22 protein-coding genes and 2 tRNA genes are annotated in these 22890 nt (G+C 66.0%); 8 read left to right on the top strand and 16 right to left on the bottom strand.

Annotated elements, in window-relative coordinates:
• Positions 1 to 235: 235 nt before the first annotated feature.
• The gene (locus tag QNJ67_16020) at positions 236 to 1441 is read right to left on the bottom strand and encodes a deoxyguanosinetriphosphate triphosphohydrolase (GenBank protein ID MDJ0610482.1); all 1206 of its coding nucleotides are present in this window, start codon (positions 1439 to 1441) and stop codon (positions 236 to 238) included.
• A gap of 178 nt (positions 1442 to 1619) precedes the next feature.
• On the opposite strand from QNJ67_16020, the gene erpA reads away from it, so the two are divergent.
• The 4 genes from erpA to QNJ67_16000 all read left to right on the top strand — a co-directional run bounded on the left by erpA (position 1620) and on the right by QNJ67_16000 (position 4150).
• Positions 1620 to 1964, top strand: a complete 345-nt coding sequence (gene erpA / locus QNJ67_16015; protein ID MDJ0610481.1) for an iron-sulfur cluster insertion protein ErpA — start codon at positions 1620 to 1622, stop codon at positions 1962 to 1964.
• Between the two features lie 54 nt (positions 1965 to 2018).
• Positions 2019 to 2798, top strand: coding sequence for an exodeoxyribonuclease III (gene xth / locus QNJ67_16010; GenBank protein MDJ0610480.1), 780 nt, complete (start codon positions 2019 to 2021; stop codon positions 2796 to 2798).
• Between the two features lie 91 nt (positions 2799 to 2889).
• Positions 2890 to 3294, top strand: coding sequence for a GFA family protein (locus tag QNJ67_16005; GenBank protein MDJ0610479.1), 405 nt, complete (start codon positions 2890 to 2892; stop codon positions 3292 to 3294).
• A 37-nt stretch (positions 3295 to 3331) separates the two neighbouring features.
• Entirely contained in the window at positions 3332 to 4150 is an 819-nt protein-coding gene (locus QNJ67_16000; GenBank protein ID MDJ0610478.1) for a rhomboid family intramembrane serine protease, read from the top strand.
• A gap of 11 nt (positions 4151 to 4161) precedes the next feature.
• Here the strand turns inward: QNJ67_16000 and QNJ67_15995 are convergent, their stop codons facing one another.
• The 9 genes from QNJ67_15995 to ilvD all read right to left on the bottom strand — a co-directional run bounded on the left by QNJ67_15995 (position 4162) and on the right by ilvD (position 12600).
• Positions 4162 to 4410: a hypothetical protein gene (locus QNJ67_15995; GenBank protein MDJ0610477.1), complete on the bottom strand. Its 249-nt coding sequence runs from the start codon at positions 4408 to 4410 to the stop codon at positions 4162 to 4164.
• A gap of 250 nt (positions 4411 to 4660) precedes the next feature.
• Complete coding sequence (gene phnE / locus QNJ67_15990) at positions 4661 to 5476, bottom strand: phosphonate ABC transporter, permease protein PhnE (protein ID MDJ0610476.1); 816 nt, start codon at positions 5474 to 5476, stop codon at positions 4661 to 4663.
• A complete protein-coding gene (gene phnE, locus QNJ67_15985) occupies positions 5476 to 6291 on the bottom strand; it encodes a phosphonate ABC transporter, permease protein PhnE (protein ID MDJ0610475.1) in 816 nt (271 codons plus the stop codon). Before phnE (QNJ67_15985) ends, phnE (QNJ67_15990) begins: the two co-directional genes overlap by 1 nt.
• A gap of 1 nt (position 6292) precedes the next feature.
• Positions 6293 to 7132: a phosphonate ABC transporter ATP-binding protein gene (gene phnC, locus QNJ67_15980; protein MDJ0610474.1), complete on the bottom strand. Its 840-nt coding sequence runs from the start codon at positions 7130 to 7132 to the stop codon at positions 6293 to 6295.
• A gap of 37 nt (positions 7133 to 7169) precedes the next feature.
• On the bottom strand, positions 7170 to 8153 hold the full coding sequence (phnD, locus tag QNJ67_15975; GenBank protein MDJ0610473.1) for a phosphate/phosphite/phosphonate ABC transporter substrate-binding protein: 984 nt from the start codon (positions 8151 to 8153) through the stop codon (positions 7170 to 7172).
• A 32-nt stretch (positions 8154 to 8185) separates the two neighbouring features.
• On the bottom strand, positions 8186 to 9022 hold the full coding sequence (locus QNJ67_15970; GenBank protein ID MDJ0610472.1) for a DUF1194 domain-containing protein: 837 nt from the start codon (positions 9020 to 9022) through the stop codon (positions 8186 to 8188).
• Positions 9023 to 9178: 156 nt separating this feature from the next.
• Positions 9179 to 9853, bottom strand: a complete 675-nt coding sequence (locus QNJ67_15965) for a response regulator (GenBank protein ID MDJ0610471.1) — start codon at positions 9851 to 9853, stop codon at positions 9179 to 9181.
• A 114-nt stretch (positions 9854 to 9967) separates the two neighbouring features.
• On the bottom strand, positions 9968 to 10864 hold the full coding sequence (locus tag QNJ67_15960; GenBank protein MDJ0610470.1) for a DMT family transporter: 897 nt from the start codon (positions 10862 to 10864) through the stop codon (positions 9968 to 9970).
• Complete coding sequence (gene ilvD, locus QNJ67_15955; GenBank protein ID MDJ0610469.1) at positions 10864 to 12600, bottom strand: dihydroxy-acid dehydratase; 1737 nt, start codon at positions 12598 to 12600, stop codon at positions 10864 to 10866. Before ilvD ends, QNJ67_15960 begins: the two co-directional genes overlap by 1 nt.
• Positions 12601 to 12888: 288 nt before the next feature.
• Here ilvD and QNJ67_15950 point away from each other — a divergent pair, with 288 nt between their 5' ends.
• Entirely contained in the window at positions 12889 to 13752 is an 864-nt protein-coding gene (locus QNJ67_15950; GenBank protein MDJ0610468.1) for an arginine deiminase family protein, read from the top strand.
• A 4-nt stretch (positions 13753 to 13756) separates the two neighbouring features.
• Here the strand turns inward: QNJ67_15950 and QNJ67_15945 are convergent, their stop codons facing one another.
• The 4 genes from QNJ67_15945 to QNJ67_15930 form a co-directional block, all read right to left on the bottom strand.
• Positions 13757 to 16405, bottom strand: a complete 2649-nt coding sequence (locus QNJ67_15945) for a valine--tRNA ligase (GenBank protein ID MDJ0610467.1) — start codon at positions 16403 to 16405, stop codon at positions 13757 to 13759.
• A gap of 73 nt (positions 16406 to 16478) precedes the next feature.
• Positions 16479 to 17060, bottom strand: a complete 582-nt coding sequence (locus QNJ67_15940) for a DUF2497 domain-containing protein (GenBank protein MDJ0610466.1) — start codon at positions 17058 to 17060, stop codon at positions 16479 to 16481.
• A 215-nt stretch (positions 17061 to 17275) separates the two neighbouring features.
• Complete coding sequence (locus QNJ67_15935) at positions 17276 to 18655, bottom strand: TolC family outer membrane protein (protein MDJ0610465.1); 1380 nt, start codon at positions 18653 to 18655, stop codon at positions 17276 to 17278.
• Between the two features lie 156 nt (positions 18656 to 18811).
• A complete protein-coding gene (locus QNJ67_15930; protein ID MDJ0610464.1) occupies positions 18812 to 19465 on the bottom strand; it encodes a protein-L-isoaspartate O-methyltransferase in 654 nt (217 codons plus the stop codon).
• Positions 19466 to 19663: 198 nt separating this feature from the next.
• Between QNJ67_15930 and QNJ67_15925 the strand changes: the two genes are divergently transcribed.
• Positions 19664 to 19737, top strand: a tRNA-Cys gene (locus QNJ67_15925).
• Between the two features lie 106 nt (positions 19738 to 19843).
• On the opposite strand, the gene QNJ67_15920 is transcribed toward QNJ67_15925, so the two are convergent.
• Positions 19844 to 20635, bottom strand: coding sequence for an SH3 domain-containing protein (locus QNJ67_15920; protein MDJ0610463.1), 792 nt, complete (start codon positions 20633 to 20635; stop codon positions 19844 to 19846).
• Between the two features lie 282 nt (positions 20636 to 20917).
• Between QNJ67_15920 and QNJ67_15915 the strand changes: the two genes are divergently transcribed.
• Positions 20918 to 20993: transfer RNA gene (locus tag QNJ67_15915), tRNA-Asn, on the top strand.
• A gap of 263 nt (positions 20994 to 21256) precedes the next feature.
• The gene (locus tag QNJ67_15910) at positions 21257 to 22285 is read left to right on the top strand and encodes an alpha/beta fold hydrolase (GenBank protein ID MDJ0610462.1); all 1029 of its coding nucleotides are present in this window, start codon (positions 21257 to 21259) and stop codon (positions 22283 to 22285) included.
• A gap of 6 nt (positions 22286 to 22291) precedes the next feature.
• Here QNJ67_15910 and QNJ67_15905 read toward each other — a convergent pair whose 3' ends face one another.
• Positions 22292 to 22816: a hypothetical protein gene (locus QNJ67_15905; protein ID MDJ0610461.1), complete on the bottom strand. Its 525-nt coding sequence runs from the start codon at positions 22814 to 22816 to the stop codon at positions 22292 to 22294.
• Between the last annotated feature and the right edge of the window lie 74 nt (positions 22817 to 22890).

The raw sequence follows: 22890 nt of genomic DNA, 5'->3' as shown, positions 1-22890 counted from the left end.
GCCCCGTAACGCATCAGAACAATCCGCCGCGAGTCGGTCAAGCCGTTGCTCGGTCATGTTCCGAAATTGCCACATCAGGCTCGTGTTCCCACGATAACGTTCGTCGCTCCGCCGCGCTGCGCGCCCTCGGATAACGACGCGGAGCCTACGGGCCGCTTATCCGCGAGTTTCAACAGCAATCCTTAAATGTCCCTTAATCATGTTTGGAAAGGAATTGGCCACCGAGCCGAGCCGGCTAGATCTTGGCGTAGACGTCGAACAGCTTCTGGTGCTCGGCCAGCGCGAAGCGGTCGGTCATGCCGGCGATGTAGTCGGCGACGACCCGGGCCCGCTCTGATTCCGGGACACCGGCCTGCTCCCCTTGCCATTCCGGCGGCAGGCAGTCGGGCCGCCTCAGGTAGAACGCGAAAAGATCGGTCACGACCGGCCCGACCTTCGAGGCCATCCGGCTCACCCGGTAGTGGCGATACATGTGCCGGAACAGGAATGCCTTGAGGCCGCGGTCCTGGTCAGCCATGGCTTGCGAGAAGCTGACGACCGGCCGACCGAGACCTCTCACGTCCTCGGGATCGCGCGGGTCGGCCTCGACGAGGCGCCGCGAGGTCTCCTCGAGCAGGTCGCGGACCATGGCGTCGATCACGCGGCGGGTCGTTTCGTGGATGACCCGGCCATTGTCGAGGCCGGGATAGCGTTGCAGCACGCCGGACAGGAGCGGACCGGCCAGCGGCACCTCGGCCAGATCCGCCAGATCGAACAGTCCGGCGCGCAGCCCGTCGTCGAGATCGTGGCTGTTGTAAGCTATGTCGTCGGCCAGCGCGGCGACCTGGGCCTCGGCCGAGGGATAGCTCGCCGGCATCAGGTCGAACCGCGCGCAGAAGGCCGCGATAGAGGGCCGCAGTTCGGGACCGGGAGCGCCCTCGCCCGTCCCCTCACCCGTCTCCTGGGCCAGGAGCGGCCCATTATGCTTCACGGTGCCCTCGAGGGTCTCCCACGTGAGGTTCAGACCGTCGAACTCGGCGTAGCGCTTCTCCAGCTGGGTCAGGATCCGGAAGGTCTGCTCGTTGTGGTCGAAACCGCCGTGATCCTTCATGGCGGCATGCAGGGCGTCCTCGCCGGCGTGGCCGAAAGGCGTATGTCCGAGGTCGTGGGCCAGCGCCAAGGCTTCCGCCAAGTCCTCGTTCAAACCGAGGTGGCGGCTGACCGAGCGGGCGATCTGGGCGACTTCGATCGAGTGGGTGAGCCGGGTCCGATAGTAGTCGCCCTCGTGATACACGAAGACCTGGGTCTTGTATTTGAGCCGGCGGAAGGCGCCGCTGTGAATGATGCGGTCCCGGTCGCGCTGAAAGCAGGACCTGTTGGGGCTCTCGGGTTCCGGGAACAGCCGGCCCCGGCTCTGCGCCGCGTGGCAGGCGTAGGGCGCGAGGTCGGCCGAATCGGTCATGGCGGCACCCTAGAGCAGATCCGGGTTCGATGGAATCGCCAGAAGCAGTTCTTCAAACCCGGTGAAACTGCTCTAACCCAAGGGGACTTGGAAACCACCGCCGGGATGCCAAATGAAAGCCTATGCGCTAGAATGGCGCCAACGACGCGGAAGCCACCACTCCGGGATTATGGTTACGATGAACGAAGTCAGCGCACCCACCTTGACGCTCTCCGATAGCGCGGCCCGGCGTGTTTCCGTCCTGATCGAGCAGGAGCAGCGGGACGGCCTGATGCTGCGTGTCGCGGTCTCCGGCGGCGGCTGCTCGGGGTTCCAGTACGGCTTCTCCTTCGACGACCGTAAGAACGAGGACGACCGGACCTTCGAACGGGACGGGGTCACGGTGGTGGTGGACGAGGCGTCTCTGGATCTCTTGAACGGGTCCACCATCGACTATGTCGAGGAATTGATCGGCGCCTCGTTCCAGATCAAGAACCCGCAGGCCACCTCGTCCTGCGGCTGCGGGTCCTCCTTTGCCATCTGACGACCCGCCGGGGTTCAGGCCACGCGCCCCGTCGGCCCGTCCGGAGTAAGCGCCGTGGTCAAGATCGCCACCTGGAACGTCAACTCGGTCAAGGCGCGCATCGGAAACGTGCTGGAATGGCTCGGCGCGGCGGAACCCGATGTCGTCCTGCTGCAGGAAATCAAGTGCGTGGAGGACAACTTTCCGCGGCTCGAAATCGAGGCCCTGGGCTACAACTGTCTGGTCGTTGGCCAGAAGAGCTACAATGGCGTCGCCATCCTGTCGCGCGAGCCGCTCGAGGATCCGGTAACCCGCCTGCCGGAGGAGCCCGAAGACGAGCAGGCGCGCTATGCGGAAGCGACGACCTTCGGGCTCCGGGTCGCCTCGCTCTATCTCCCGAACGGCAACCCGACCACAGACCGCGCGAAGTATGGCTACAAGCTGCGCTGGATGGACCGCCTGGAGAGCCATACGCGCGATCTCCTGTCGCGGGAATCGGTCTTCGTGCTCGGCGGCGACTACAACGTCTGCCCGACCGACGACGACGTGTACGACCCGGTCGGCTTCAAGGACGACGCCCTCTGCCGGCCCGAGTCGCGCCGGGCCTTCCGGCGCCTCGTCAACCTGGGCCTGACTGAAGCCTGGCGGGCGCTGCATGATCAGCCGCGGGTCTATTCCTTCTGGGACTACACGGGCGCGGCCTTCCAGAACGACAACGGGCTGCGGATCGATCACTTCCTGCTCTCGCCCCAGGCCGCTGACCGGCTGGTGGCCTGCGAGATCGACAAGGAACCACGAGCCAGGGAGAAGGCCTCGGATCACACCCCTGTGGTCCTCGAACTGGCCGCCGTCTGACCGCGGGCCGCAAGGCGCGGCCCTAGAGCAGATCCGGATTCGATGAATCTGCTCTTCCGTCAAAACATGATCCGCTCTAGGGAGTCCGAGCATGACGGAACAACACGTCGAGGGCGGTTGCCTCTGTGGCCGCGTCCGCTACGCGCTGACCAAGCCGATTTCCTCGGTGGTGCACTGTCACTGCCGGATGTGCCGCCGGGCCAGCGGCGCGCTCATGGTCACTTGGCTCACCCTGCCGATCGGCGGCTTCGCGATCACCCGCGGGAGCCTGCACGACTACGACTCTTCGGCCCACGCGCGGCGGGGCCTCTGCGGCAACTGCGGCACCCAGATCAGCTTCTGGACCCGCTTCAGCCCCGACGACATCGACATCACGCTCGGCAGCCTGGATCACCCAGAGGCCTTTCAGGCGAGCGGCAATATCTGGACCTCGGCCCGGATTCCCTGGTTGACGGTCGACCCCGATCTGCCGGACCACGCCGAGTCCCTGACTTAAAACATTCGTTCAACAAGAATTGTTATTAGACTGATAAATGCCATTCATTCCGCTCCACGATAAGAACCCACGGGTGCTGGTCTCCCAGCCATGGATCACTTGGGCGACGATCCTGGCCTGCGCGGCGGTCTATCTGGTTCAGGCATCCACTCCGCCAGACGAACTCCGGCTCATGATCCTGGCCTACGGCGCAATACCGGCGGCGATCGTGGACCACGCCGCACTGCCGCCGGAGATCGCCCAGGTCCCGCCCCTGGCGACCCTCTTCACCCACCAGTTCCTGCATGGCGGCCTGCTCCACCTGCTGTTCAACATGGCCTACCTCTGGGTCTTCGGCGACAACGTGGAAGACGCCATGGGACACGTTCGGTTCGCGGTCTTCTTCCTGGTCTGCGGCGCCGTTGCCGCTCTCGCTCAGGTCGCCGCGGACCCTTTGGCGACGGCGCCGATCATCGGTGCCAGCGGGGCGGTCTCCGGCATCCTCGGCGCCTATCTGCTGCTGCACCCTCAGGCCAGGATCCTGGTCCCGATCATCATCGTGCCGATCTACCTGCCGGCTTATCTGCTTCTACTCGTGTGGATCGGCTTCCAGTTCTATGCCGTGACTCACATGCCGGCGGTCGGCCAGGGCGTGGCGTGGTGGGCCCATATCGGCGGCTTCTTGGCGGGGCTCGTCCTGGTCGTTCCCTTCCGCTACAAGTCCGTTCCGCTCTGGCGCCGGGGCGAGCTGCCGGGGGGGATCGAACTCACGGTCCAGGATACGCGGCGCGAGCGCCGGGAGGAGCCTGAGCCGGGCGCGGGAAGCAGCAGCCGAGAAAGCGATCGGAAACGCGGCAGCGGCAAGCGCGGTCCATAGGGCTGACTGCCCTAGTGGCGCTGCACGTCGCCAGCGGGAGCGCCGCCATCGGCAACCCTCGTGTTGACCCAGGTCATCGCCTCGCTGAGGATCGGCTGCCCAACCTCGACGGTGACGATCTCCTGGAATTCGGCCAGGGCCGCTTCAACGTTTCCCGCATGTTCGTCGCGCCCGTGCGCCCTCAAGAGCTTGGCGAGCGCCGCCCCATGGGCGAGCGACAAGGCTGCAACACGCGCGTGATAGGTTTGATCTGTGACCATGGGATCTGCCCCTCTTCCCTAACGTCTCCCTTACGCGACACCCCACTGCAAGACCTCAACATATGGAACCTTACCCATATATTATAACAAGATGTTGATGACCCCAAAGCGAAAAATAGCGCAAATAGCTTAGTGGGTCTTCTCGGGGCTCAGTCAGGCCAGGCGGTCGGCGGCGCTGCGTTGACGCGTGGTAGGCGTGCGAGGGCCAAAGCCTTGCGGACGACCCCCCGCCTGGTGGCGCCTCAGTCGGTCAGATGATCGCGTGCCGGACCTTGGCAGAAACCCACTCGCTGACCAGGACGGTCGCCACGATCGCGAGCAGAATCACGGACACCTTGCTCCAGGCGAGCTCCATGACCGATGCGTTGAGCTGGATTCCGATTCCGCCGGCGCCGACAAGGCCGAGGATCGTCGACTCGCGGATATTGATATCCCAACGGAATACAGTGATTCCCGCAAACGCCGGAAGAATCTGCGGCGCGATCCCATAGGCCAGGATCTGCGGACCAGAAGCGCCAGTCGCGGTCACCGCCTCGACCTGGCTGGGGTCGATCTCCTCGATCGCCTCGTAGAGCAGCTTCGCGATGAAGCCGATCGAACGAAAGCCGATGGCGAAGATGCCGGCGAACTCCCCCGGACCAACGATGGCGACCAGCAGAAGCGCCCATATGAGGGAGTTGATCGAACGCGACGAGACGATGATGAAGAGCGCTACCGGCCGCACGAAGAGCGCCGAGGGTGTCGTGTTGCGCGCAGCGAGAAAGGCGACCGGCACGGCGAAGATGATCGCCAGTACCGTGCCCAGAGTGGCGATGTTGATGGTGTCCCAAAGCGGCATCCAGAGCTTGTCCATGTAGGACCAGCGCGGCGGCACCATGCGCGCGCCGAGGTCGGCGGCCTGGGTGCCGGCGTCCAGGACGAAGAACCAGATCGTCTTGTCGGAAATCAGCTTGAAGCAGTAGAGGAAGATCGAGAGGCCGACCAGCCAGGCGAACCAGGTTCCGATCTGACGGCCCCAATCGCGCCGCTGCCAGATCTTGACCGCACCTTCTTCGCGCACCGGCATCACTGCACCCAATTGCGCACGATGCCGGAGGTGTACTCCACCACCATGACGATGGCGATGATCACCAGCAGGATCGCCGCCGCCGAGTCGAACTCATAGCGCTCGAAGGCCGTGTTCAAGGTCGCCCCGATGCCGCCGCCGCCGACGATCCCGACGATCGCCGATTCTCGGAAGTTGATATCCAGGCGGTAGAGCGAGAGCCCGATGAAACGCGGCATGACCTGGGGCTGGACCGCGTAGTTGAGCCATTGGAACCAACCGGCCCCGGTGGCGCGCACCGCTTCGGCCTGGGCGGGATCCATGTCCTCGATGTCTTCGGCGAGCAGTTTGGCAAAGAAGCCGATGGTCGCAAAGCTCAAGGTCACGAAGCCGGCGAAGGGGCCGAAACCGAAGAGCTTCACGAAGAAGATCGCCAGCAGTATCTCCTGAAAGCTGCGCGAAATGGCGACAATTCCCCGGCAGAAGTAGTAGATCGGGGCCGGTGCCAGGTTACGCGCCGCTCCCAGTCCGATCGGCACGGAGATCAGGATGCCGACGACCGTCGAGGCCACGGTCATCCAGAGGCTTTCCATCACGCCGTCCTGGATCTCCTCCCAGCGGGAGGCGAAATCCGGCGGGAAGAAGGCCGCGACGAAGGCCTGGCCGCGCGGCAGGCCCTCGTAGACCCGAACCCAGTTGACGTCGACCGTTCCGAAGGCGGCGGCGATGTAGAGCGCGACGCCGATTGCCAGCGCCCAGCGCAAGCGCCGATTGGCGATCAGCGGCGGCCGCTTCCAACGCCGCGGGGCCGTCCCCGGAGCCGCCACATCAGCCATGTCAGGTCGCGCCTGCCAGCCGGTCCCGGTCGAGTTCGGGATGGGGGGCGTCGGAGATCTCCGCTGTCTCCCCCTCGTCGCCCCGCTGGATCGTCGCCGACCAGTCTTCCTCGCCGTAGATCTGGGTCAGGACTTGATCGTTCAGGCCTTCTGGCGGCCCATCATAGACCACGGCGCCGAACTGAAGTCCGACAATCCGCTTGGCAAACATCTGCGCCAGCAGCACGTCGTGGATGTTGATGATCGCCGGCAGGTTCCGTTCCTCGCAGAGCTCGCAGACCAGGCGCATGATCTGGCGGGAGGTCTTGGGATCCAGGCTCGCCGTCGGCTCGTCGACCAGGAGGAGCTGCGGATCCTGGATCAGGGCGCGGGCGATGCCGACGCGCTGGCGCTGCCCGCCCGAGAGCTCGTCGGCCCGCTTGTCCACCATGTGATCGAGCCCGACCCGCTCGAGCAGGCGGAACGCCTCGTTGATGTCGCTCTGCGGGAACTTCCGAAAGTAGCTGCGCCAGAAGCCGACGTACCCGAGCCGGCCGGACAGCACGTTCTCCATCACGCTCAGGCGCTCGACCAGGGCGTACTCCTGAAAGATCATGCCCATGCGGCGTCGCGCCCGCCGCAGTGCGCGGTTGCCGAGCTTCGTGATCTCCTGGTCGCCGAGGAAGATCCGCCCCCCGGTCGGTTCGACCAGCCGGTTGATGCAGCGTATCAGGGTCGACTTGCCCGCGCCGGAGGGGCCGATCAGCGCCATGACCTGGCCCTTGGGCACCTCGAGATCGACGCCCTTCAACGCCTGGTCGCCCGTCGGATAGGTCTTGACCAGACCCTCCAGGCGCAGCATCGCCCCTCCCCTTACGCGGATACGTTTTCGCGTATGGCTACCTGCAGTCGTAAGAGACGCCGTTGGCCGCGTCGATCTTGCGGATCACGTCCCAGTCCGACTTGTGATGGATCGAGACGAACTTGTCCTCCTTCTTGAACTCCTTCTTCAAATCGGAGCCTTCCCAGTCGAAGGTGAAGAAGGCCTGCTTGATCTTGGCGACCACTTCCGGATGCAGATTGTTGGCATGACCGTAGCCCGTGGTGGGGAAGGTCGCCGAGCGATAGACCGTCCGGATCTTCGCCGGATCGACCACGTCCCGGTCGATCATGCGCTTGAGAACGGAGTTCGCGACGGCCGCCGCCTCGTAATCCCTGTTGGCGACCCCCATGATCGAGTTGTCGTGCTTGCCCGAGAAAGTTGTCTGGAAATCCGTCTCGGCGACCAGTCCGAACTCGGATTTGAGCAGGGCCGAGGGCGCCTTGAAGCCGGAGTTGGAGGTCGGCGAAGTAAAGGCCAGAGTCCGGCCCTTGATGTCGGACGGCGATCCGATATCGCTATCCGCCGGCACGATGATCTCCATCTCGTAGCCGAAGGAACCGTCGGCCGAGGCCATCATGGCGAAGGGCACGAAGCCGGCGCAGCTGACCGCCACCGGATTGCCGCCGGTATTGACGCCGGCAACGTGCAACCGGCCCGATCGCATGGCCTCGTATTGGGCGGCATAGGACTGCACCGGGAAGAACACCACCTTCTTGCCGGTCACCTTCGCCATGTGGTCGATGAAGCCCTGCCAGACCTTGGCGTAGACCGCGGGGTCCTCCACCGGCGTATAGGAGAAGATGATGGTATCCGGATCGACCCATTCCTTGGGATCGAGCGGCAAGTCAGCGACCAAGTCCCCGTCCCGGTCACAGTAGCGTTGATCCAGCGTGCCGCGCGGGCAGTCTTCCTGGGCGCCGGCCGGCGTGGCCGCCAACACCAGGGCGCCAAGAGCCAGCGCTGAAAGCGAAAGTCTAGACCCCAATTTGATGTCCAACATAAAACGCCTCCCCTATCCCCTTGTGATTTCTCTTATTTGTGGGGTTTGCCTAAGTCAAGAAACCTACATTGAGATGCAAGCTTAATCTGACGCTCCCCGATCGCGCAACGTGGATCAGGCTCCCGAGATCTCGAACGATACGCAGACATGACGCGCGCGCCGGTTCGGGGAGGCAAGGCACTTACCTTCGGCCGGTAGCGGATTTCCCGCAGCAGCTTGCGGATCATGGCCTCGGTGAAGTCTTCGTAGCTGTCGACCGAAAGGGCGAAGGCCTCGTTCCCCGCGATCACGTGGGAGCGGTAGTAGCTCGCCAGATCCGGCACTTCGTTCTGGATCGCGAGGCCATTGATGGTGATTCCCCGCGCCGTTGCCACGAAGCGGGCCTGCTTCGGCATGACGGTATAGTCCCGCGGCGCGGTCTCCTTGCCGTCGCCGGATACGTCGATCACCTTGCGCAGGCTCTCGATGTCGTTCCGTTCGAACAGACGGACGCTGTAGGCGACGGCCTGGCCTATGCCCGTGCCGCCCGCGACCCGCCTCGGAAAGCTCTCGACGAAGCGCGCCAGGCGCTCGGCGCCCTCCGGCGAGGCAACGACAAACCAGTCAGACGCGTCCTTCGGCTCGGTCGCCTCGGCCCAGGTAAGCAGCGCGACGGCGATCCGGCCATAGGGCCCGGAACGGATCGCCTCCTGGACGGCCTGGTCGCGGAACGCGGTTGCGATCCCGGACATTTGCAGGGCGTATTCCCGCTCATCGACGCTGCCGGACGCGTCGACCGCGAGCACCAACTCCAGGTCGACCGCGTAGGGTTCGGCGTCCTGGGCGAAGACGGCGGTGGGTTGCGCAAGGGTCATGGCCAAGGCGGCCACGGCCAGCAAGGAGCCGGGGCGTTTCCTTACTGCCATAAACGGGGGACAGCGCATGAGCGTTGCCGGCTCCGGGTTGCTGGCGCGGGGTCAGGCCAGTGTCCCTCGCAGCCGCGACGACGCAAGCGCGAATAGGGTCAGAGCCGCCCAACAGGGCCGTCAATCGTCCTCATCTTCGATGAATTCGACGCCAATCCGCGCCTCCGAGCGCCAGCGAAGCCGGCAACGCCGCTTCGGTCCCTCGAGCTGGAACAGCGTAAAGATCTCGGGGCATTCGACCGCGGGACCGGACAGACGCAGCAAGGCCCCGCTTTTCGAGATGTTGCGGATTGCGCAGGGAAGGTGACGCCCCGAATCGGTAATGACCGCAGCGGCAAAGATATCCTTCCTGTCGTGACGGCGGCGCTCGGTCGCCTCCTTGTCCCCTTCCCACTCCGGCGTACCGTTAGAGACGACCTTCTGCGGCACGCAATTGCCCCTCTTCTTGATGGTGGACTCCATGCGCTCCAGCAGCCGGTCAATGGAGAAGGGCTTAAGGAGGAAATCGTCGCCGCCGAGCGCCACCCCTGCATCGGGCAACTGGTCGTCGGGCAGGCCGGACTGGAGCAGGACCGGCGTCGTTATGCCCTGAGACCTGATCCGGTCCAGGACCTCGAGCCCCCCGATGTCGGGCAGGCCGAGATCGAGAACCACGATATCGAACTGCTGGCTCTCGGCCAGCGGCACGGCCTGCTCGCCCAAGCCGACACAGCGGCACTGATGCCCACGGCGCTCGAGGGCTCGGCTTACGGCCTCGGACACGTTTCGATCGTCGTCGACGAAGAGGACCTGCATTCGTCCATACCCGGTAAAATTTGCCTAGCTGCCGCTCCTCCTCCCCCGAACAACAGTCATAAGAGAAAGCAATTAAGAGTTTTTCACTCTGACCCATTTTCTTTTCAATAACCGTCACCCGACGGCGGAGCGGCGCCCGCCGGCACGCCAGCTGAAGGCGGCATTGCCGAGGACCGCCGAGAACACCACCAGCCCGCCGAGCAGGGTCAGCAGGCTCGGCACTTCACCGACGCCGATCCAGACCCAGAGCGGCGCCAGCACCACCTGGACCCGCGAGAAGAAGGCAATCTCGGCGGCCTGGACCCGCCGGGAGGCGTAGGTAACCAGGATGTATTGGAGAGCCAGCTGAAGGACGCCGAGCAGCAGGGTGATGACCAGGTCGTGGGCCGAGAGGGCGAAGCTCGGCACGAAGGCGGCCGATACGGCGGCGGCGGCGAAGGCGGCCAAGCAGCAGGCCGGCAGCATGTCGACGGCCCGGCCGCTGCGGAGGGCGACCAGGGTCACGGCATAGCCGAGGCAGCACCCGAGCGCGAGCAGGAAACCCACCAGGCTGCCTTGAGCGAGCCCATCGCCCAACATGATCGCCAGACCGAGGAAAGACGCGATCATGGCGAGCCAAAGCCCGGGGGTGACGGGCTCGCGGAGCGCGATCCAGCCGAGCGCCGCGGCGACGAAGGGAGAGGCGCTGACGATGAAGACCACGTTGGCGACCGTCGTCGAGAGCAGCGCGAAGATATAGAAGATGAAGGCGAAGCCCAGACCGGCCACCACGATCAATCCGCTGCGCCCGATCCGCCGGAACGCGCCGATCACGCCGCCACCGTGGCGCCAGGCCAGGAACAGGGCCAGCGTCAGGGCACAGAACAGCGTGCGGTAGAACAGGATCTGCCAGCCGCCGGCTGTTTCGACGCTGCGCACCAGGAGGCCGGCCAGGCTGGCGAAGAAGCCGGACAGCAGCAGGCTCGCGATGCCAAGCCGATAGTCCGCGCCGGGCCCGGCCGGAGCCGCCACTATATGTCCGCGTAGGTGTGGGTCTCCGCCTTGGCGCCCGGATGCGTGAGGGCGCCCAAATAGGCCGGGCCGACGGTCTGGGCGTAGCGCCAGATCGCGCCCGACTGGTGATCGTGGCTGCGCGGCTTCCAGGACTTGCGCCGCTCCTCCAGCTCGGCCTCGGAGACCTCGACCTCCATGGTCCCGGCCTCGGCATCGAGGGCGATCATGTCGCCGTCCTTGAGTAGGCCGATCGGGCCGCCGACCGCGGCCTCCGGCCCGACATGCCCGATGCAGAAGCCTCGGGTCGCCCCAGAGAAGCGGCCGTCGGTGATCAGCGCCACCTTGCCGCCCGTGCCCTGGCCGTAGAGCGCGGCCGTGGTCGCCAGCATCTCGCGCATGCCGGGGCCGCCCTTGGGCCCCTCGTAGCGGATGACGATCACGTCGCCCTCTTCGTAGGCCCGCTCCTGGACCGCCTGGAAGGCGTCCTCCTCGCAATCGAAGACCCGGGCCGGGCCGCGGAACTTCAAGGTGTCGAGGCCCGCGATCTTAACGATGGCGCCCTCCGGCGCCAGGTTGCCCTTGAGGCCGACCACGCCACCGGTGCTCGAGAGCGGCGCCGAGGTCGGGCGCACGATGTCCTGGTCCTCGGGCACGGTTACCCCTTCCAGGGTCTGGGCCAGGGTCTGGCCGGTCACGGTGATGCAGTCGCCGTGCAGGAAGCCGCCGTCCAGGAGCGCCCGCATGATGACGGCCACGCCGCCGATCTCGAATAGGTCCTTGGCGACATAGCGCCCGCCGGGCTTGAGATCGGCGATATAGGGCGTCTCCCGGAAGATCTTGCAGACGTCTTCAAGGTCGAAGTCGATGCCCGCCTCGTTGGCGATCGCCGGCAGATGCAGCCCGGCGTTGGTCGAGCCGCCCGAGGCGGCGACCACGCGGGCGGCGTTCTCCAGGGACTTGCGGGTCACGATGTCGCGCGGCCGGATGCCCTGGGCGAGCGCCGCCATGACCGCCTCGCCCGAGGCCTCGGCGTAGGCGTCGCGGGACTCGTAGGGCGCCGGCGCGCCGGCCGAGTTGGGCAGCGCGAGGCCGAGCGCCTCGGAGACGCAGGCCATGGTGTTGGCGGTGAACTGGCCGCCGCAGGAGCCGGCCGAGGGACAGGCAGCGCACTCGATCGCGTGCAGCTCCTCGTCGTCGATCCGGCCGGCGGAATGGGCGCCGACCGCCTCGAAGACGTCCTGCACCGTAATGTCCTTGCCGCGCAGGCGGCCCGGCAGGATCGAGCCGCCGTACATGAAGACCGAGGGCACGTTGAGCCGGACCATGGCCATCATCATGCCCGGCAGCGACTTGTCGCAGCCGGCCAGGCCGACCAGGGCGTCGTAGCAGTGGCCGCGCATGGTGAGCTCGACCGAATCGGCGATAAGGTCGCGGCTGACCAGCGAGGACTTCATGCCGTCGTGGCCCATGGCGATGCCGTCGGTCACGGTAATGGTGGTGAACTCGCGCGGCGTGCCGTGGGCCGCCTTGACCCCCTTCTTGACCGCCTGGGCCTGGCGCGCCAGGGAGATGTTGCAGGGCGCCGCCTCGTTCCAGCAGGTCGCCACCCCGACGAAGGGCTGGGCGATCTCCTGGTCGGTCATGCCCATGGCGTAGTAGTAGGAACGGTGCGGCGCGCTGGCGGGCCCGACCGAGACGTGGCGGCTCGGCAGCTTGGACTTGTTGAACTTGGAGGCCGGCTGATCGAGCGGCATAGGACGTCTCCCCGGTAATCTTGTCTTTCGATAGCAATGTCTTGAGCCGCGCAGTCTAGCGGGACGCCTCAACTCGAATAAAGGACTTTGAGGACAACCCCGTCATGCGGATGGCGGCGGTCTGGCGGAGCTTGGCTGACGGCTCCACAACGATCGGCAAAGTAACAATCCACTGAGTGGACCGCGACATCCTCATGGAGCTGGACCGGCACCTGAACCGGAGCGGATGACGCGGGTGACCTTTTCTGACATCCTCGCGCGCCTCGGCCCTTCTGGATGCTACCCTCAATGCCCCTCAACGAATACGACCCGATCCGCCGCGTCGCGCTGCGCCATCCGCGCGAGGCTTTCCGCGACCAGGGCTTCATCGACCGAAGCTGGCAAGGCCTCGGCTACCGGGCGGCGCCGGACTTTGCCGAAGCGGTGCGCGAGTTCGACCGCTTCGCCGAGCTGATCGCGGAAACCGGCGCGGAAGTCTGCTATCTGCCGGCCGCCCAAGGCCTGGAAATCGACAGCATCTACGTGCGCGACGCCTCGCTCTGCGGTCCTGGCGGCGCCCTGCTCTGCAGCATGGGGCGCGAGGCCCGTCGGGCCGAGCCGGCGGTCTCGGGCGCGGCCTTCGAGGACCTCGGGCTTCCCGTTTCCGGCGCAATCGACGGCGCCGGCCGGGTCGAGGGCGGTGACTTCGTGTGGCTCGACGACAGGACCGGCGCGCTCGGCCTGACCTACCGCAGCAACGCCGAGGGCGCGCGCCAGCTCGCCGAGCACTTCGGCCCGGACGTCACCCTGGTGACGGTCGACGTGCCCCACTACAAGGGGCCCGGCGACGTCTTCCACCTGATGTCGATGCTGAGCCCGCTCGACCGAGATCTCGCCCTGGTCTATTCGCCGCTGATGCCGATCGGCTTTCGCAGCTGGCTGCAGGAACGTGGCATTGCCCTGGTCGAGGTGCCGGACGAAGAGTTCGAGACCATGGCCTGCAACGTGCTGGCGCTGGCCCCGCGCCACTGCCTCATGCTCGAGGGCTGCCCCGAGACCAGGCGGCGCCTCGAAGCCGCGGGCTGCGAAGTCCGGACCTACAAGGGCGAGGAGATTTCGCGCAAGGGCGAAGGCGGCCCGACCTGCCTGACTCGGCCCCTCGAGCGGGGCTAGCGCCTCAGTCCAGGCGCTTCAGGGCCGCCCGCAGCCGCTCGATCCGCTCGCCGGTCTCGGCGCGCCGTTCCTTGAGCTCGGCGACCACGGCCTCCGGGGCCTTCTCCAGGAACTGCGGGTTGGCGAGCTTCTTGTCGTCCTTCGCCGCCTCGGCCTCCAACTTGCCGATCTCCTTCGACAAGCGAGCGCGCTCGGCGTCCCGGTCGATGACGCCTTCGAGCGGCAGGATGACCGTCGCCTCGTCGACCACGATCTGGGTCGCCCCCTTGGGCACCTGCTTAGCCTTGGGCTCGATCTTCTCGACCCGCGCGAGCTGGCGGATGAGATCGGCCTGCCCCTCGAGCCGCGCGACCGTCGCCGGGCTGGCATCCTTGACCAGGAGGTCGAGCTTGGCCCCGGCCGGCACGTTGACCTCGGCGCGGACGGCGCGGATCTCGCCGACCAGCCGGATCACCCAGTCCATCTCGGCCTCGGCCTCGGGGTCCGTAAGGGCGCCGTCGAGATGGGGCCAGGTCTCGGCGATCAGCATGGTGTTGCGGCCCTCGCCTGTCTCCGACCAGAGCGCCTCGGTGATGAAGGGCATGACCGGGTGCAGAAGCCGCAAGATCTGCTCCAGGACCCAGGCCATGGTCGCCCGCGTCTCGGCGGCGGCCGCCGCATCCTCGCCGTTCAGGACCGGCTTGGAGAACTCCACGTACCAGTCGCAGAACAGGTTCCAGGTGAAATGGTAGAGCCGGTCGGCCACGTCGTTGAAACGGTAGGCGGCGAAGTCATGGTCGAGTTGCTCCGCGGCCTCGGCCAGCTTGCCGACGATCCAGCGATTGACCGGTTCCCGGCAATTCGCCGGATCGAAGTCTGGATCGGCCTTGGCGCCGTTCATCAGGGCGAAGCGCGATGCGTTCCACAGCTTGGTACCGAAGTTGCGGTAGCCCTCGATCCGCTTATCGTCGAGCTTGACGTCGCGCCCGACCGGCGCGGCCATGGCGGCCAGGGTGAAGCGAACCGCGTCGCAGCCGTAGCTCTCGATCAGTTCCAGGGGGTCGATGACGTTGCCCTTGGCCTTGGACATCTTATGGCCGTGCTTGTCGCGCACCAGGCCGTGGATGTAGACGGTCTTGAACGGCACCTCGCCCATGAAGTGCAGGCCCATCATCATCATGCGGGCGACCCAGAAGAAGATGATGTCGAAGCCGGTGACCAGCACGTCGCCGGGATAGAAACGCTTGAGCTCCGGCGTTTCCTCGGGCCAGCCCAGGGTCGAGAAGGGCCAGAGCGCCGAGGAGAACCAGGTGTCGAGCACGTCGGGGTCGCGCTCCAGCTCGACCGCCCTGCCGAAGTGCTTCTCGGCCGCCGCCCGGGCCTCCTCCTCGGTCGGCTCGACGAAGATCTCGCCGTCGGGGGCGTACCACGCCGGGATCTGGTGGCCCCACCAGAGCTGGCGCGAGATACACCAGGGCTGGATGTTGCGCATCCACTCGAAGTAGGTGTTCTCCCAGTTCTTCGGCACGAAGACCGTCTTGCCGGTCTCGACCGCCTCGATCGCCGGCTTGGCCAGGGTCGCGGCGTCGACGTACCACTGATCGGTCAGCCAGGGCTCGATCGGCACGCCGCCGCGGTCGCCGTGAGGCACCTTGTGCTCGTGGTCCTCGATCTTGGCGACCAGGCCCGCCGCCTCCAGGTCGGCGACCACCCGCTCGCGCGCCTCGAAGCGGTCGAGGCCGCGGTAGGCCGGCGGCACCTCGTCGTTCAGGCAGGCGTCGCGGTCGAAGATGTTGACCATCGGCAGGTCGTGCCGCCGGCCGACCTCAAAGTCGTTGAAGTCGTGGGCCGGGGTGATCTTGACGGCGCCGCTGCCGGCCTCCGGGTCGGCGTGCTCGTCGGCGACGATGGGAATACGCCGGCCGACCAGGGGCAGCACGACCTCCTTGCCGATCAGGTCCTGGTAGCGCTCGTCCTCGGGGTTCACCGCGACGGCCGTGTCGCCCAGCATGGTCTCGGGCCGGGTCGTCGCCACGACGATGAAGCGGCCGCCCGCGTCCTTGATCGGGTACTTGAAGTGCCAGAGCTTGCCCTTGATGTCGCGCTGCTCGACCTCGAGGTCGGAGATCGCCGTATGCAGCTTGGGGTCCCAGTTGACCAGCCGCTTGTCCTTGTAGATCAAGCCTTGCTTGTAGAGGTCGACGAAGACCTTGCGGACCGCCTGGGACAGCCCCTCGTCCATGGTGAAGCGCTCACGCGGCCAGTCGGCCGAGGCGCCGAGGCGGCGCAGCTGACGCAGGATCGTGCCGCCGGACTCCTCCTTCCACTGCCACACGCGATCGACAAAGTCCGGCCTGCCCAGGTCGTGGCGCGTCTTGCCCTCATCGGCGAGCTTACGCTCGACCACCATCTGGGTGGCGATGCCGGCGTGGTCGGTTCCCGGCTGCCAGAGCACGTTCTTGCCCTTCATCCGGTTGTAGCGGATCAGGATGTCCTGAATGGTGAAGGTCAGCGCGTGGCCGATGTGGAGGCTGCCCGTGACGTTGGGCGGCGGCATCATGATCGTATAGGGGGCGTCGGAGAGCGCCGGATCGGCGCCGAAGGCGCCGCTCTCTTCCCACGCGTCATAGAGCTCCGTTTCGACCTCAATGGGCCGAAAAGTCTTTTCCAGCATTGCTGGCCAGTCCTTTGCTTGGGCTGGGGCGGCGCCCCGCGGAGGCGGACCTGGTACCGGCCCCGCCGCGGACCTAGAGGTCTTCCGCGCGACGCGCCAGGCGCTTGAGCTCGTCGCGGACCGTGCGCTCCACGATCGGCTCGAGGTTCTCGTCGAGCCAGGACTTCAGATAGGGCGCCAGCATCTCGCGCACGACGTCGTCCAGGGTCGGCGAGGGCCCCGTCCTGGCCTCGGGCGGGGTTTTCTCCTTGACCATCTCGTCGAAGAAACCAGCGAGCGTGGAGGTCACGGCACTGTCCGTCTTGGTCGAGAGCAAACCGCCCGACGTCGATCGATTTTGTTCGAGTTCTTCCATCTCTTCTTCCGCCGGGGCGTCGGTTACGGTGGTGAGGATTGCATCGATTTCCTGCTCTTCGCTGGCACCGTTGCCAGCTCCCTCTTCGACCCGATCCGTCAACTCGAGAACCTCATCGACGATTTCCTCGACCTCGGCTTGCGCCATGCCGGCCGGGGCGGCTTCCGCTTCCGCGGCCTCCTTTTCGGCCTGCGGCTCGTCTTCCGATATGATCTTGCGGATGGAGGAAAGGATTTCCTCCATCGTCGGCTCGCCGTCAGTGGTGGAGTTTGCCATCTCTCCGGGGTCCAACCAGCTCAAGAAGGGGTTCGGGTGCCTTCCGCGGCAGGCGAACGCCCGCCCTGTGAACGTCCGAGCCTGACCGCGAAAAGACGCTTCGTTTTACGCCGTTCACCCGCGGACGTGCAAGCCCCTCTGCCGCAAACCCGGAGCTTATCCCGATCGCCCGGCGCGGCGCGGCGCCGATCTACATCACCCATTCAGAGCAGATTCAACGGGTTTGCCCTAGGCCCGCCCTACTCGCCGGGCGCACCGAGACCGAACCAGCTGTCCTTGACGGCGTTGTAGTCTTCCGCCGGGTTGTAGATCCTCACCGGCAGGGCGAGTTTCTGAGCGGTCAAGCGGCCGACCGCGGAGAGAACGGCGTGGGCGGCGACCGCCTCGTCCCGCTGCGCGACGACCAGGCTAACCTGGGCGTCGAGGAACTCCTGCTCGGCATCGAGAATATCGAGAATCGTCCGGGCACCGACCGCGTTTTCCTGCCGTACCCCCTCGAGGGCGATCCTGGTCGAACGGACCTCCGAGTTGAAGGAGATGATCTGGGCCCGTGCGGTCTGCAGCGCTTCCCACGCCGAGATCGCCGTTTGTTCCACGCTGCGCCGAGCGCTGTCGATCTCCAGCCGGCGCTGGCTGGCGATCTGCTTGCTCTGCCGCACCTGGCTGGAGACGAAGCCCTGCTGGTAGATCGGGATCGACAGCTGCGCCCTGATCGCCACCTCGTCCCGCTCGTCGCCGCCGCCCATGTTGCGGTTCACCGTGCCGTCGCCGATCAGCGAGAGCTCCGGCAGCAGTTCGCCGAGGTCGACGCGCACCTGATGACGGGCCGAGCGTTCGTCGAAACGCGCCGCGACGACCTGGGGATTGTCGGCGATCGCCGACTCGATCACCCTCTCGAGGCCGTCGGGCAGGCCGGCCGGAACGTTCGGCTGTTCCAGGATGGACGGAAAGACGCCGATGACCTGCTGAAACACCGCGCGGCTGCTGCTGAGCGAGCCCTCGGCCGCGATCCGGTCGGCCGTCGCCCGCGACAGACGGGATTCGGACTGGGCCACGTCGGTCCGGGTGATCTCGCCGACCTGGAAGCGGTCCTGCGAGGCTTCCAGCTGCCTGGTCAGGACACGTTCGTTGCTAATGTTGAGGCGCAGCACCGACTGGTCCCGCCAGACGTCGGAAAAGGCCGTGACGGCGTCCAACAGCACGGCCTGCTCGGTGTCGATCAGACGCGCCCGCTCGGCCTGCACGTCGGTTTCAGCCCGCGAGGTTTCCGCGGCGGTCCGGCCGCCGCGGTACAGGAACTGAGTTACCTGACCCTGAACCTCGACGGGTTCGTTCGTCCGGGTATCGTCGTCGACCTCTTCGTTGTCGATGCGGGTCCGCTGAACGCCGGCCGAGCCGGTCACCGTGACCGTGGGGCGCCAGTTCGACAGCGCCTGGGGCACGCCCTCATTGACTGCCCGCAGGGTCGACCTGGCGGCGCGCAGATCGGGATTGGAGCTGTAGGCGGTCGCCAGCGCCTCTTCGAGCGACTGGGCCCGGGCCGCGCCGGAAAGAGAGATAAGCGCCAGGGCGATCACCGCATGGCGAAAGGCCGTCTGCTTCCTCAACGCAAGCCGCATGCTCTTCTTCCCTCTCAAGCAAATTCCGGCGACGATCGAAGCTTCCGTCCGGCACCGGATTCGCACGGCAATTCTAGACGATTCGTCTCAAATGCCGGCTTCAGTAGTCCGCAAGGAGGTAAGGAAACTCCTAACAAAACCGAATTCCCGAGCCTCCTAGAAAACGAAACCCGGCTCTTCGGCGAAGCCGGGCAAAAAGGGAACCGCCGCATCGAACAGCCGCCGGCTCGAGGTGTTGCGGCCGCTGCGCTGCATCAGGCGGGCGACGCCGATCCCGGGGCCCTTCTTCGCAACCGCCACGAGGCGGCCGCCCTCTCCGAGCTGCTCGGAGATGGCCTCGGGGACGCGCGACACGCTCCCGCCCATCAGGATGGCGTTGTAGGGCGCCTGCTTGGGATAGCCGGCCACGAGCGGACCTTCGACCACAACGGCGTTGTCGACGCCCAACTCGCTCAGGATCGCGCCCGCCCGTTCCGCCAGGGCCGGGCTCTCCTCGAGAGCGACGACGGTGTCGGCGAGCCGGGCGAGGACCGCGCTCGCGTAGCCTGTGCCACAGCCGATGTCGAGCACGATGTCGCCGGGCTGGATCTCCGCGGCCTGGATCAGGCGCGCCAGCACCATGGGCTCCATGAGATACCGCCCCTCGCCCAGTTCCAGGTCTTCGTCGACATAGGCGATGGATCGCCGCGCCTCGGGAACGAAGAGCTCGCGCGGCACGGCCGAGAACGCCTCTATGACGCGCGGATCTGTCACCTTGTTGGTGCGCAGCTGGCAGTCGACCATTGCGCTGCGCTGGGTAGCGAAGTCCACGGAAGGGTCCCCCGAGTAAGACGATGCGTCGGTTGCGAACGTCGATACTTGGCAAACCACTCTATATCCGGAGGAGTCCTGAGAAAAGAGCCCGGCCGCGTTATCGCGCGCAATAGTGCGGCGCCGGACGACAAGCCCGCTCTCGGCAAGAAGATTGACTCCCGCGCCGCAAGGGCTATTGAGTAGCGCTCTCCGCCCGGTCCGGTGGCAGAGTGGTTATGCAGCGGACTGCAAATCCGCGTACGTCGGTTCGATTCCGGCCCGGACCTCCAGCGAACACCGCCGCCGGAAGAACGAAACGGGCCCGGAGCCAAGAGGCCCCGAGCCCGTTGCCGCGTCCTGGCCGCGAGGCCCCTTCGGGACCCCCGCAGCGTAGGGTCAGTTGACCTCCCAGGCCCCGTCGCGAGCCTTGCAGGCCCGCAGGGAGTCGCGGTCCTTGTCGCCTTCCCGGTTGACCACCGTGTAGGTCAACTCCCGGCAGGTTCGCGAGACGGTAACCCGATCGATGACCACGTCCCGGCCGAAGCCCTGGGGATGCTGCTCGTCGAGATCGAGCTCCTCGCGCAGCTCGACCTTGGCCTGCTTGGCCGGCTTGACCAGGCTGGCGAACACGTAGCCGACCGCCTTGCCGTTGATCCCGACCATGATCCACTTGTCGCCGCCGACCTTGCCGATCGCGGTGAAGCGCTCGCCGGAGACCAGGCCGCCGACGACCGGCGTCTTGGTCGAGGGGCCGGCGCGCAGATTGACGTTCTTCTTGGCCTGGTAGGTCTTGGCGACCAGGATCATGCTGCTGGCGGCCGCGACGTCGCGCTTGCGCGCGTTCTCGATCTTGCTGCGCTCCACCTCGGTCCTGCCCGGCACGATGGTCGCCTTCACGCCGGTCTTGGGATTGCTCCACGTGACCGCGCGGCCGGTCTTGCCGCTTTCCAGAGCGCCCGCCGCCCGCTTGTCGAGCGAAGCGGCGTCCTTATCATCGACGCCGCTGATGTTGCGCGCGATATAGCCGTCCGAGCCCGCGTAGAGGCTGCTGACGGCGTCGCCCGTGGCGTCTGCCCAGCCACTGACCGTATCGCCCGTCGCATCGGCCCACTCGCCCATGGTTTCGCATCCGACCAGGAAGCCCGCCGTCAGGCAGACCACGCCGATCTTGGAGAAAGCCGTTCGCATTCGAGTTCTCCCTTCTTGGAGTCCTGGGTAAACCTGTCGTGGCCTCCACTGGCCGGAAGCGCCCGAGAGCGTTACGAAGGGGGAGGCTGCAACGCCAGCCTTACGCCTGAAAAATCAAGACAAGGTTAAGCGTCAGTGGGACAATTTTGCGGCGCTACCGGGCCACCGGCAGACAGGTCCGGCCGCGCCAGTAAAGAATTGCAGGCCACCATTCACTTTGTTATAACGCCGCCCTCCCGCAGGGGACCCGAGCTTTGAATTTGCGAGGCTCGCTTGCTCCGTTCCGCGGTAGCTCAGTTGGTAGAGCAGGTGGCTGTTAACCACCGGGTCGCAGGTTCGAGTCCTGCCCGCGGAGCCAATCTTTCGATCGAGTTTTGAGCCTTCAAATGCCGGAGGCCCTACGCCGCCGACAGCCCGACGGACCTTTACCGGAGCGGCTGGAGCACCTACGGGCAAAAAGGGTTCGCAGACGGGCCTGAGAGCAGGTGCATCACCTAACCTAAACCCTTGTCAGGATTCGATCCATTTTACGAGAAATCACCCACACTTGCTTGAATTCCTTTATTTTTATTAGTACTTTCTTAAGGGTTTCTTGGTCGGGCGCAGTAAGCAGCGATGGTATTGTTTGGGAAGCAAGTTCTTGTATGGCTCGCCGCCGCGCGCCTGCCGCGGTTGCTCTGCCTCGCTGTCCTCCTCCAGCTCGCCGCCTGCGCGCCCATGCGCCAGGACTACGCGCCCGACAGCACGCCTGACGGCCCGCGCTGGGCCGGCGAACAGGCCTTCGTGACCCGCGACGGACGCCTCCTGCCGGTCCGCCACTGGCCGGTTCCCGAGGGTCGCGAGCCGACCGCGGTCGTGATCGCGCTCCACGGCGTCAACGACCACGCCGGGCGCTTCAGCCAGCCGGCCAAGACCTGGTCCCTGCGCGGCCTCACGGTCTACGCCTACGACCAGCGCGGCTTCGGCGAAGGCGCAGAGGAGACTCTGTGGCCCGGTTCAGAGGCCTTGATCAACGACCTGGTCGATTTCTCCGAGCTGGTGGCCGAGCGCCACCCCGACCTGCCGATCGTGCTCCTGGGCGAGAGTATGGGCGGCGCCATCGTGCTCTCGGCCATGGGCGGCGACGACCTGCCGCCCCAGGTCGAGCGCGCCGTCCTGGTAGCGCCGGCGGTCAGGGGCCGCCGGGCGCTCGGCCCGGTCCTGACCGGCGGCCTCTGGCTGATGGCCCACCTGATGCCCGCCTACGAGCCCTCGACCGAGGCCGAGACCGCCGACCTCTCCACTGACGAGACCCTGACCAAGAGCATCCTGAACGATCCCGGCTACCGCAAGACGATCCGCATCGACTCGGTCTACGGTCTGGTCGACCTGATGGACAAGGCGGTCGAGGCCGCGCCGCAACTAGACCGGCCGGTGCTCGTGTTCTACGGCGGCGAGGACAAGCTGCTGCCGGTCTCATCGATGCGCCAGGCGCTGAGCGAAATGCCCGAGGACTTCACCGTCGACTGCTTTCGCCCCTATTCGGGACACCTGCTGTTCCACGAGAAGCTGGGCCGGGACGCGGACCGCCCCGCGGTCTCGCCCGAGCCGGTGTGGGACGCCGCGGCGAACTGGATGGTCACCGAAGAGCAGCCGGAAATCTGCAAATAGCCCCGATCAGCGGCAGGACACGCCGTCGTAGACCCGCTCGGCCTCGGAAACCACCCGCCAGCCCTGCTTCAGGACAACGCTATCGTTGCTGCCCGAGGTGACCCTGTAGTCCTCCCCAGGCTCGGCGGTGAACTCGAGAGCCGCGCAGTGATTGTCGTCCGAAGTCACATGACAGATTCCGTTCGCCGAAAGGGCCACCAACGCCAGCGGCACGCAGACGACGCCGTTCCCGCCGCATGAGCCGACGCCGCTGCCGCATTCCTGACCTTGCTTGTGATAGACCACGATCCGGTGCCGGCCCGCGTAGGCGACACCCTCTCGAACACCGGATCCGTAGTCCAAGCCGTTGACGGCCAGTATGCTGTAGCCTTCATCGGTCTCGATGCGGACGGCGCTGCCGGATGGCGGATCGTCGCCCTTGTAGAACTTCGGGGTCGACGATGAGCAGGCGATCAGGAACAGGCAGGAGAGCAGCGACGCCGAGACTCTCGCTGTCCTGCCGGCGCGACTGCGTGTCGACCTCTGTGCCATGGGTTTCATCCTGAAACTCCGACCGGCAAGCGAATAGCAAGCTTCGTGTTCGCTCTACCATGAGTAGCCGAACG

It is taken from the genome of Kiloniellales bacterium (assembly GCA_030064845.1).
Lineage (GTDB): Bacteria > Pseudomonadota > Alphaproteobacteria > Kiloniellales > JAKSDN01 > JASJEC01.
This window is presented reverse-complemented; position numbering and strand designations above follow the sequence as displayed.

Coding starts and splice junctions, on each gene's coding strand:
- QNJ67_15945 (MDJ0610467.1), bottom strand. CDS start 16,405: ATGCTGGAAAAGACTTTTCGGCCCATTGAGGTCGAAACGGAGCTCTAT.
- phnD (MDJ0610473.1), bottom strand. CDS start 8,153: ATGTTGGACATCAAATTGGGGTCTAGACTTTCGCTTTCAGCGCTGGCT.
- phnE (MDJ0610475.1), bottom strand. CDS start 6,291: ATGGCTGATGTGGCGGCTCCGGGGACGGCCCCGCGGCGTTGGAAGCGG.
- QNJ67_15920 (MDJ0610463.1), bottom strand. CDS start 20,635: ATGCGAACGGCTTTCTCCAAGATCGGCGTGGTCTGCCTGACGGCGGGC.
- QNJ67_16000 (MDJ0610478.1), top strand. CDS start 3,332: ATGCCATTCATTCCGCTCCACGATAAGAACCCACGGGTGCTGGTCTCC.
- phnE (MDJ0610476.1), bottom strand. CDS start 5,476: ATGCCGGTGCGCGAAGAAGGTGCGGTCAAGATCTGGCAGCGGCGCGAT.
- QNJ67_15935 (MDJ0610465.1), bottom strand. CDS start 18,655: ATGCGGCTTGCGTTGAGGAAGCAGACGGCCTTTCGCCATGCGGTGATC.
- erpA (MDJ0610481.1), top strand. CDS start 1,620: ATGAACGAAGTCAGCGCACCCACCTTGACGCTCTCCGATAGCGCGGCC.
- QNJ67_15905 (MDJ0610461.1), bottom strand. CDS start 22,816: ATGGCACAGAGGTCGACACGCAGTCGCGCCGGCAGGACAGCGAGAGTC.
- ilvD (MDJ0610469.1), bottom strand. CDS start 12,600: ATGCCGCTCGATCAGCCGGCCTCCAAGTTCAACAAGTCCAAGCTGCCG.
- QNJ67_16005 (MDJ0610479.1), top strand. CDS start 2,890: ATGACGGAACAACACGTCGAGGGCGGTTGCCTCTGTGGCCGCGTCCGC.
- QNJ67_15950 (MDJ0610468.1), top strand. CDS start 12,889: ATGCCCCTCAACGAATACGACCCGATCCGCCGCGTCGCGCTGCGCCAT.
- phnC (MDJ0610474.1), bottom strand. CDS start 7,132: ATGCTGCGCCTGGAGGGTCTGGTCAAGACCTATCCGACGGGCGACCAG.
- QNJ67_16020 (MDJ0610482.1), bottom strand. CDS start 1,441: ATGACCGATTCGGCCGACCTCGCGCCCTACGCCTGCCACGCGGCGCAG.
- QNJ67_15995 (MDJ0610477.1), bottom strand. CDS start 4,410: ATGGTCACAGATCAAACCTATCACGCGCGTGTTGCAGCCTTGTCGCTC.
- QNJ67_15965 (MDJ0610471.1), bottom strand. CDS start 9,853: ATGCAGGTCCTCTTCGTCGACGACGATCGAAACGTGTCCGAGGCCGTA.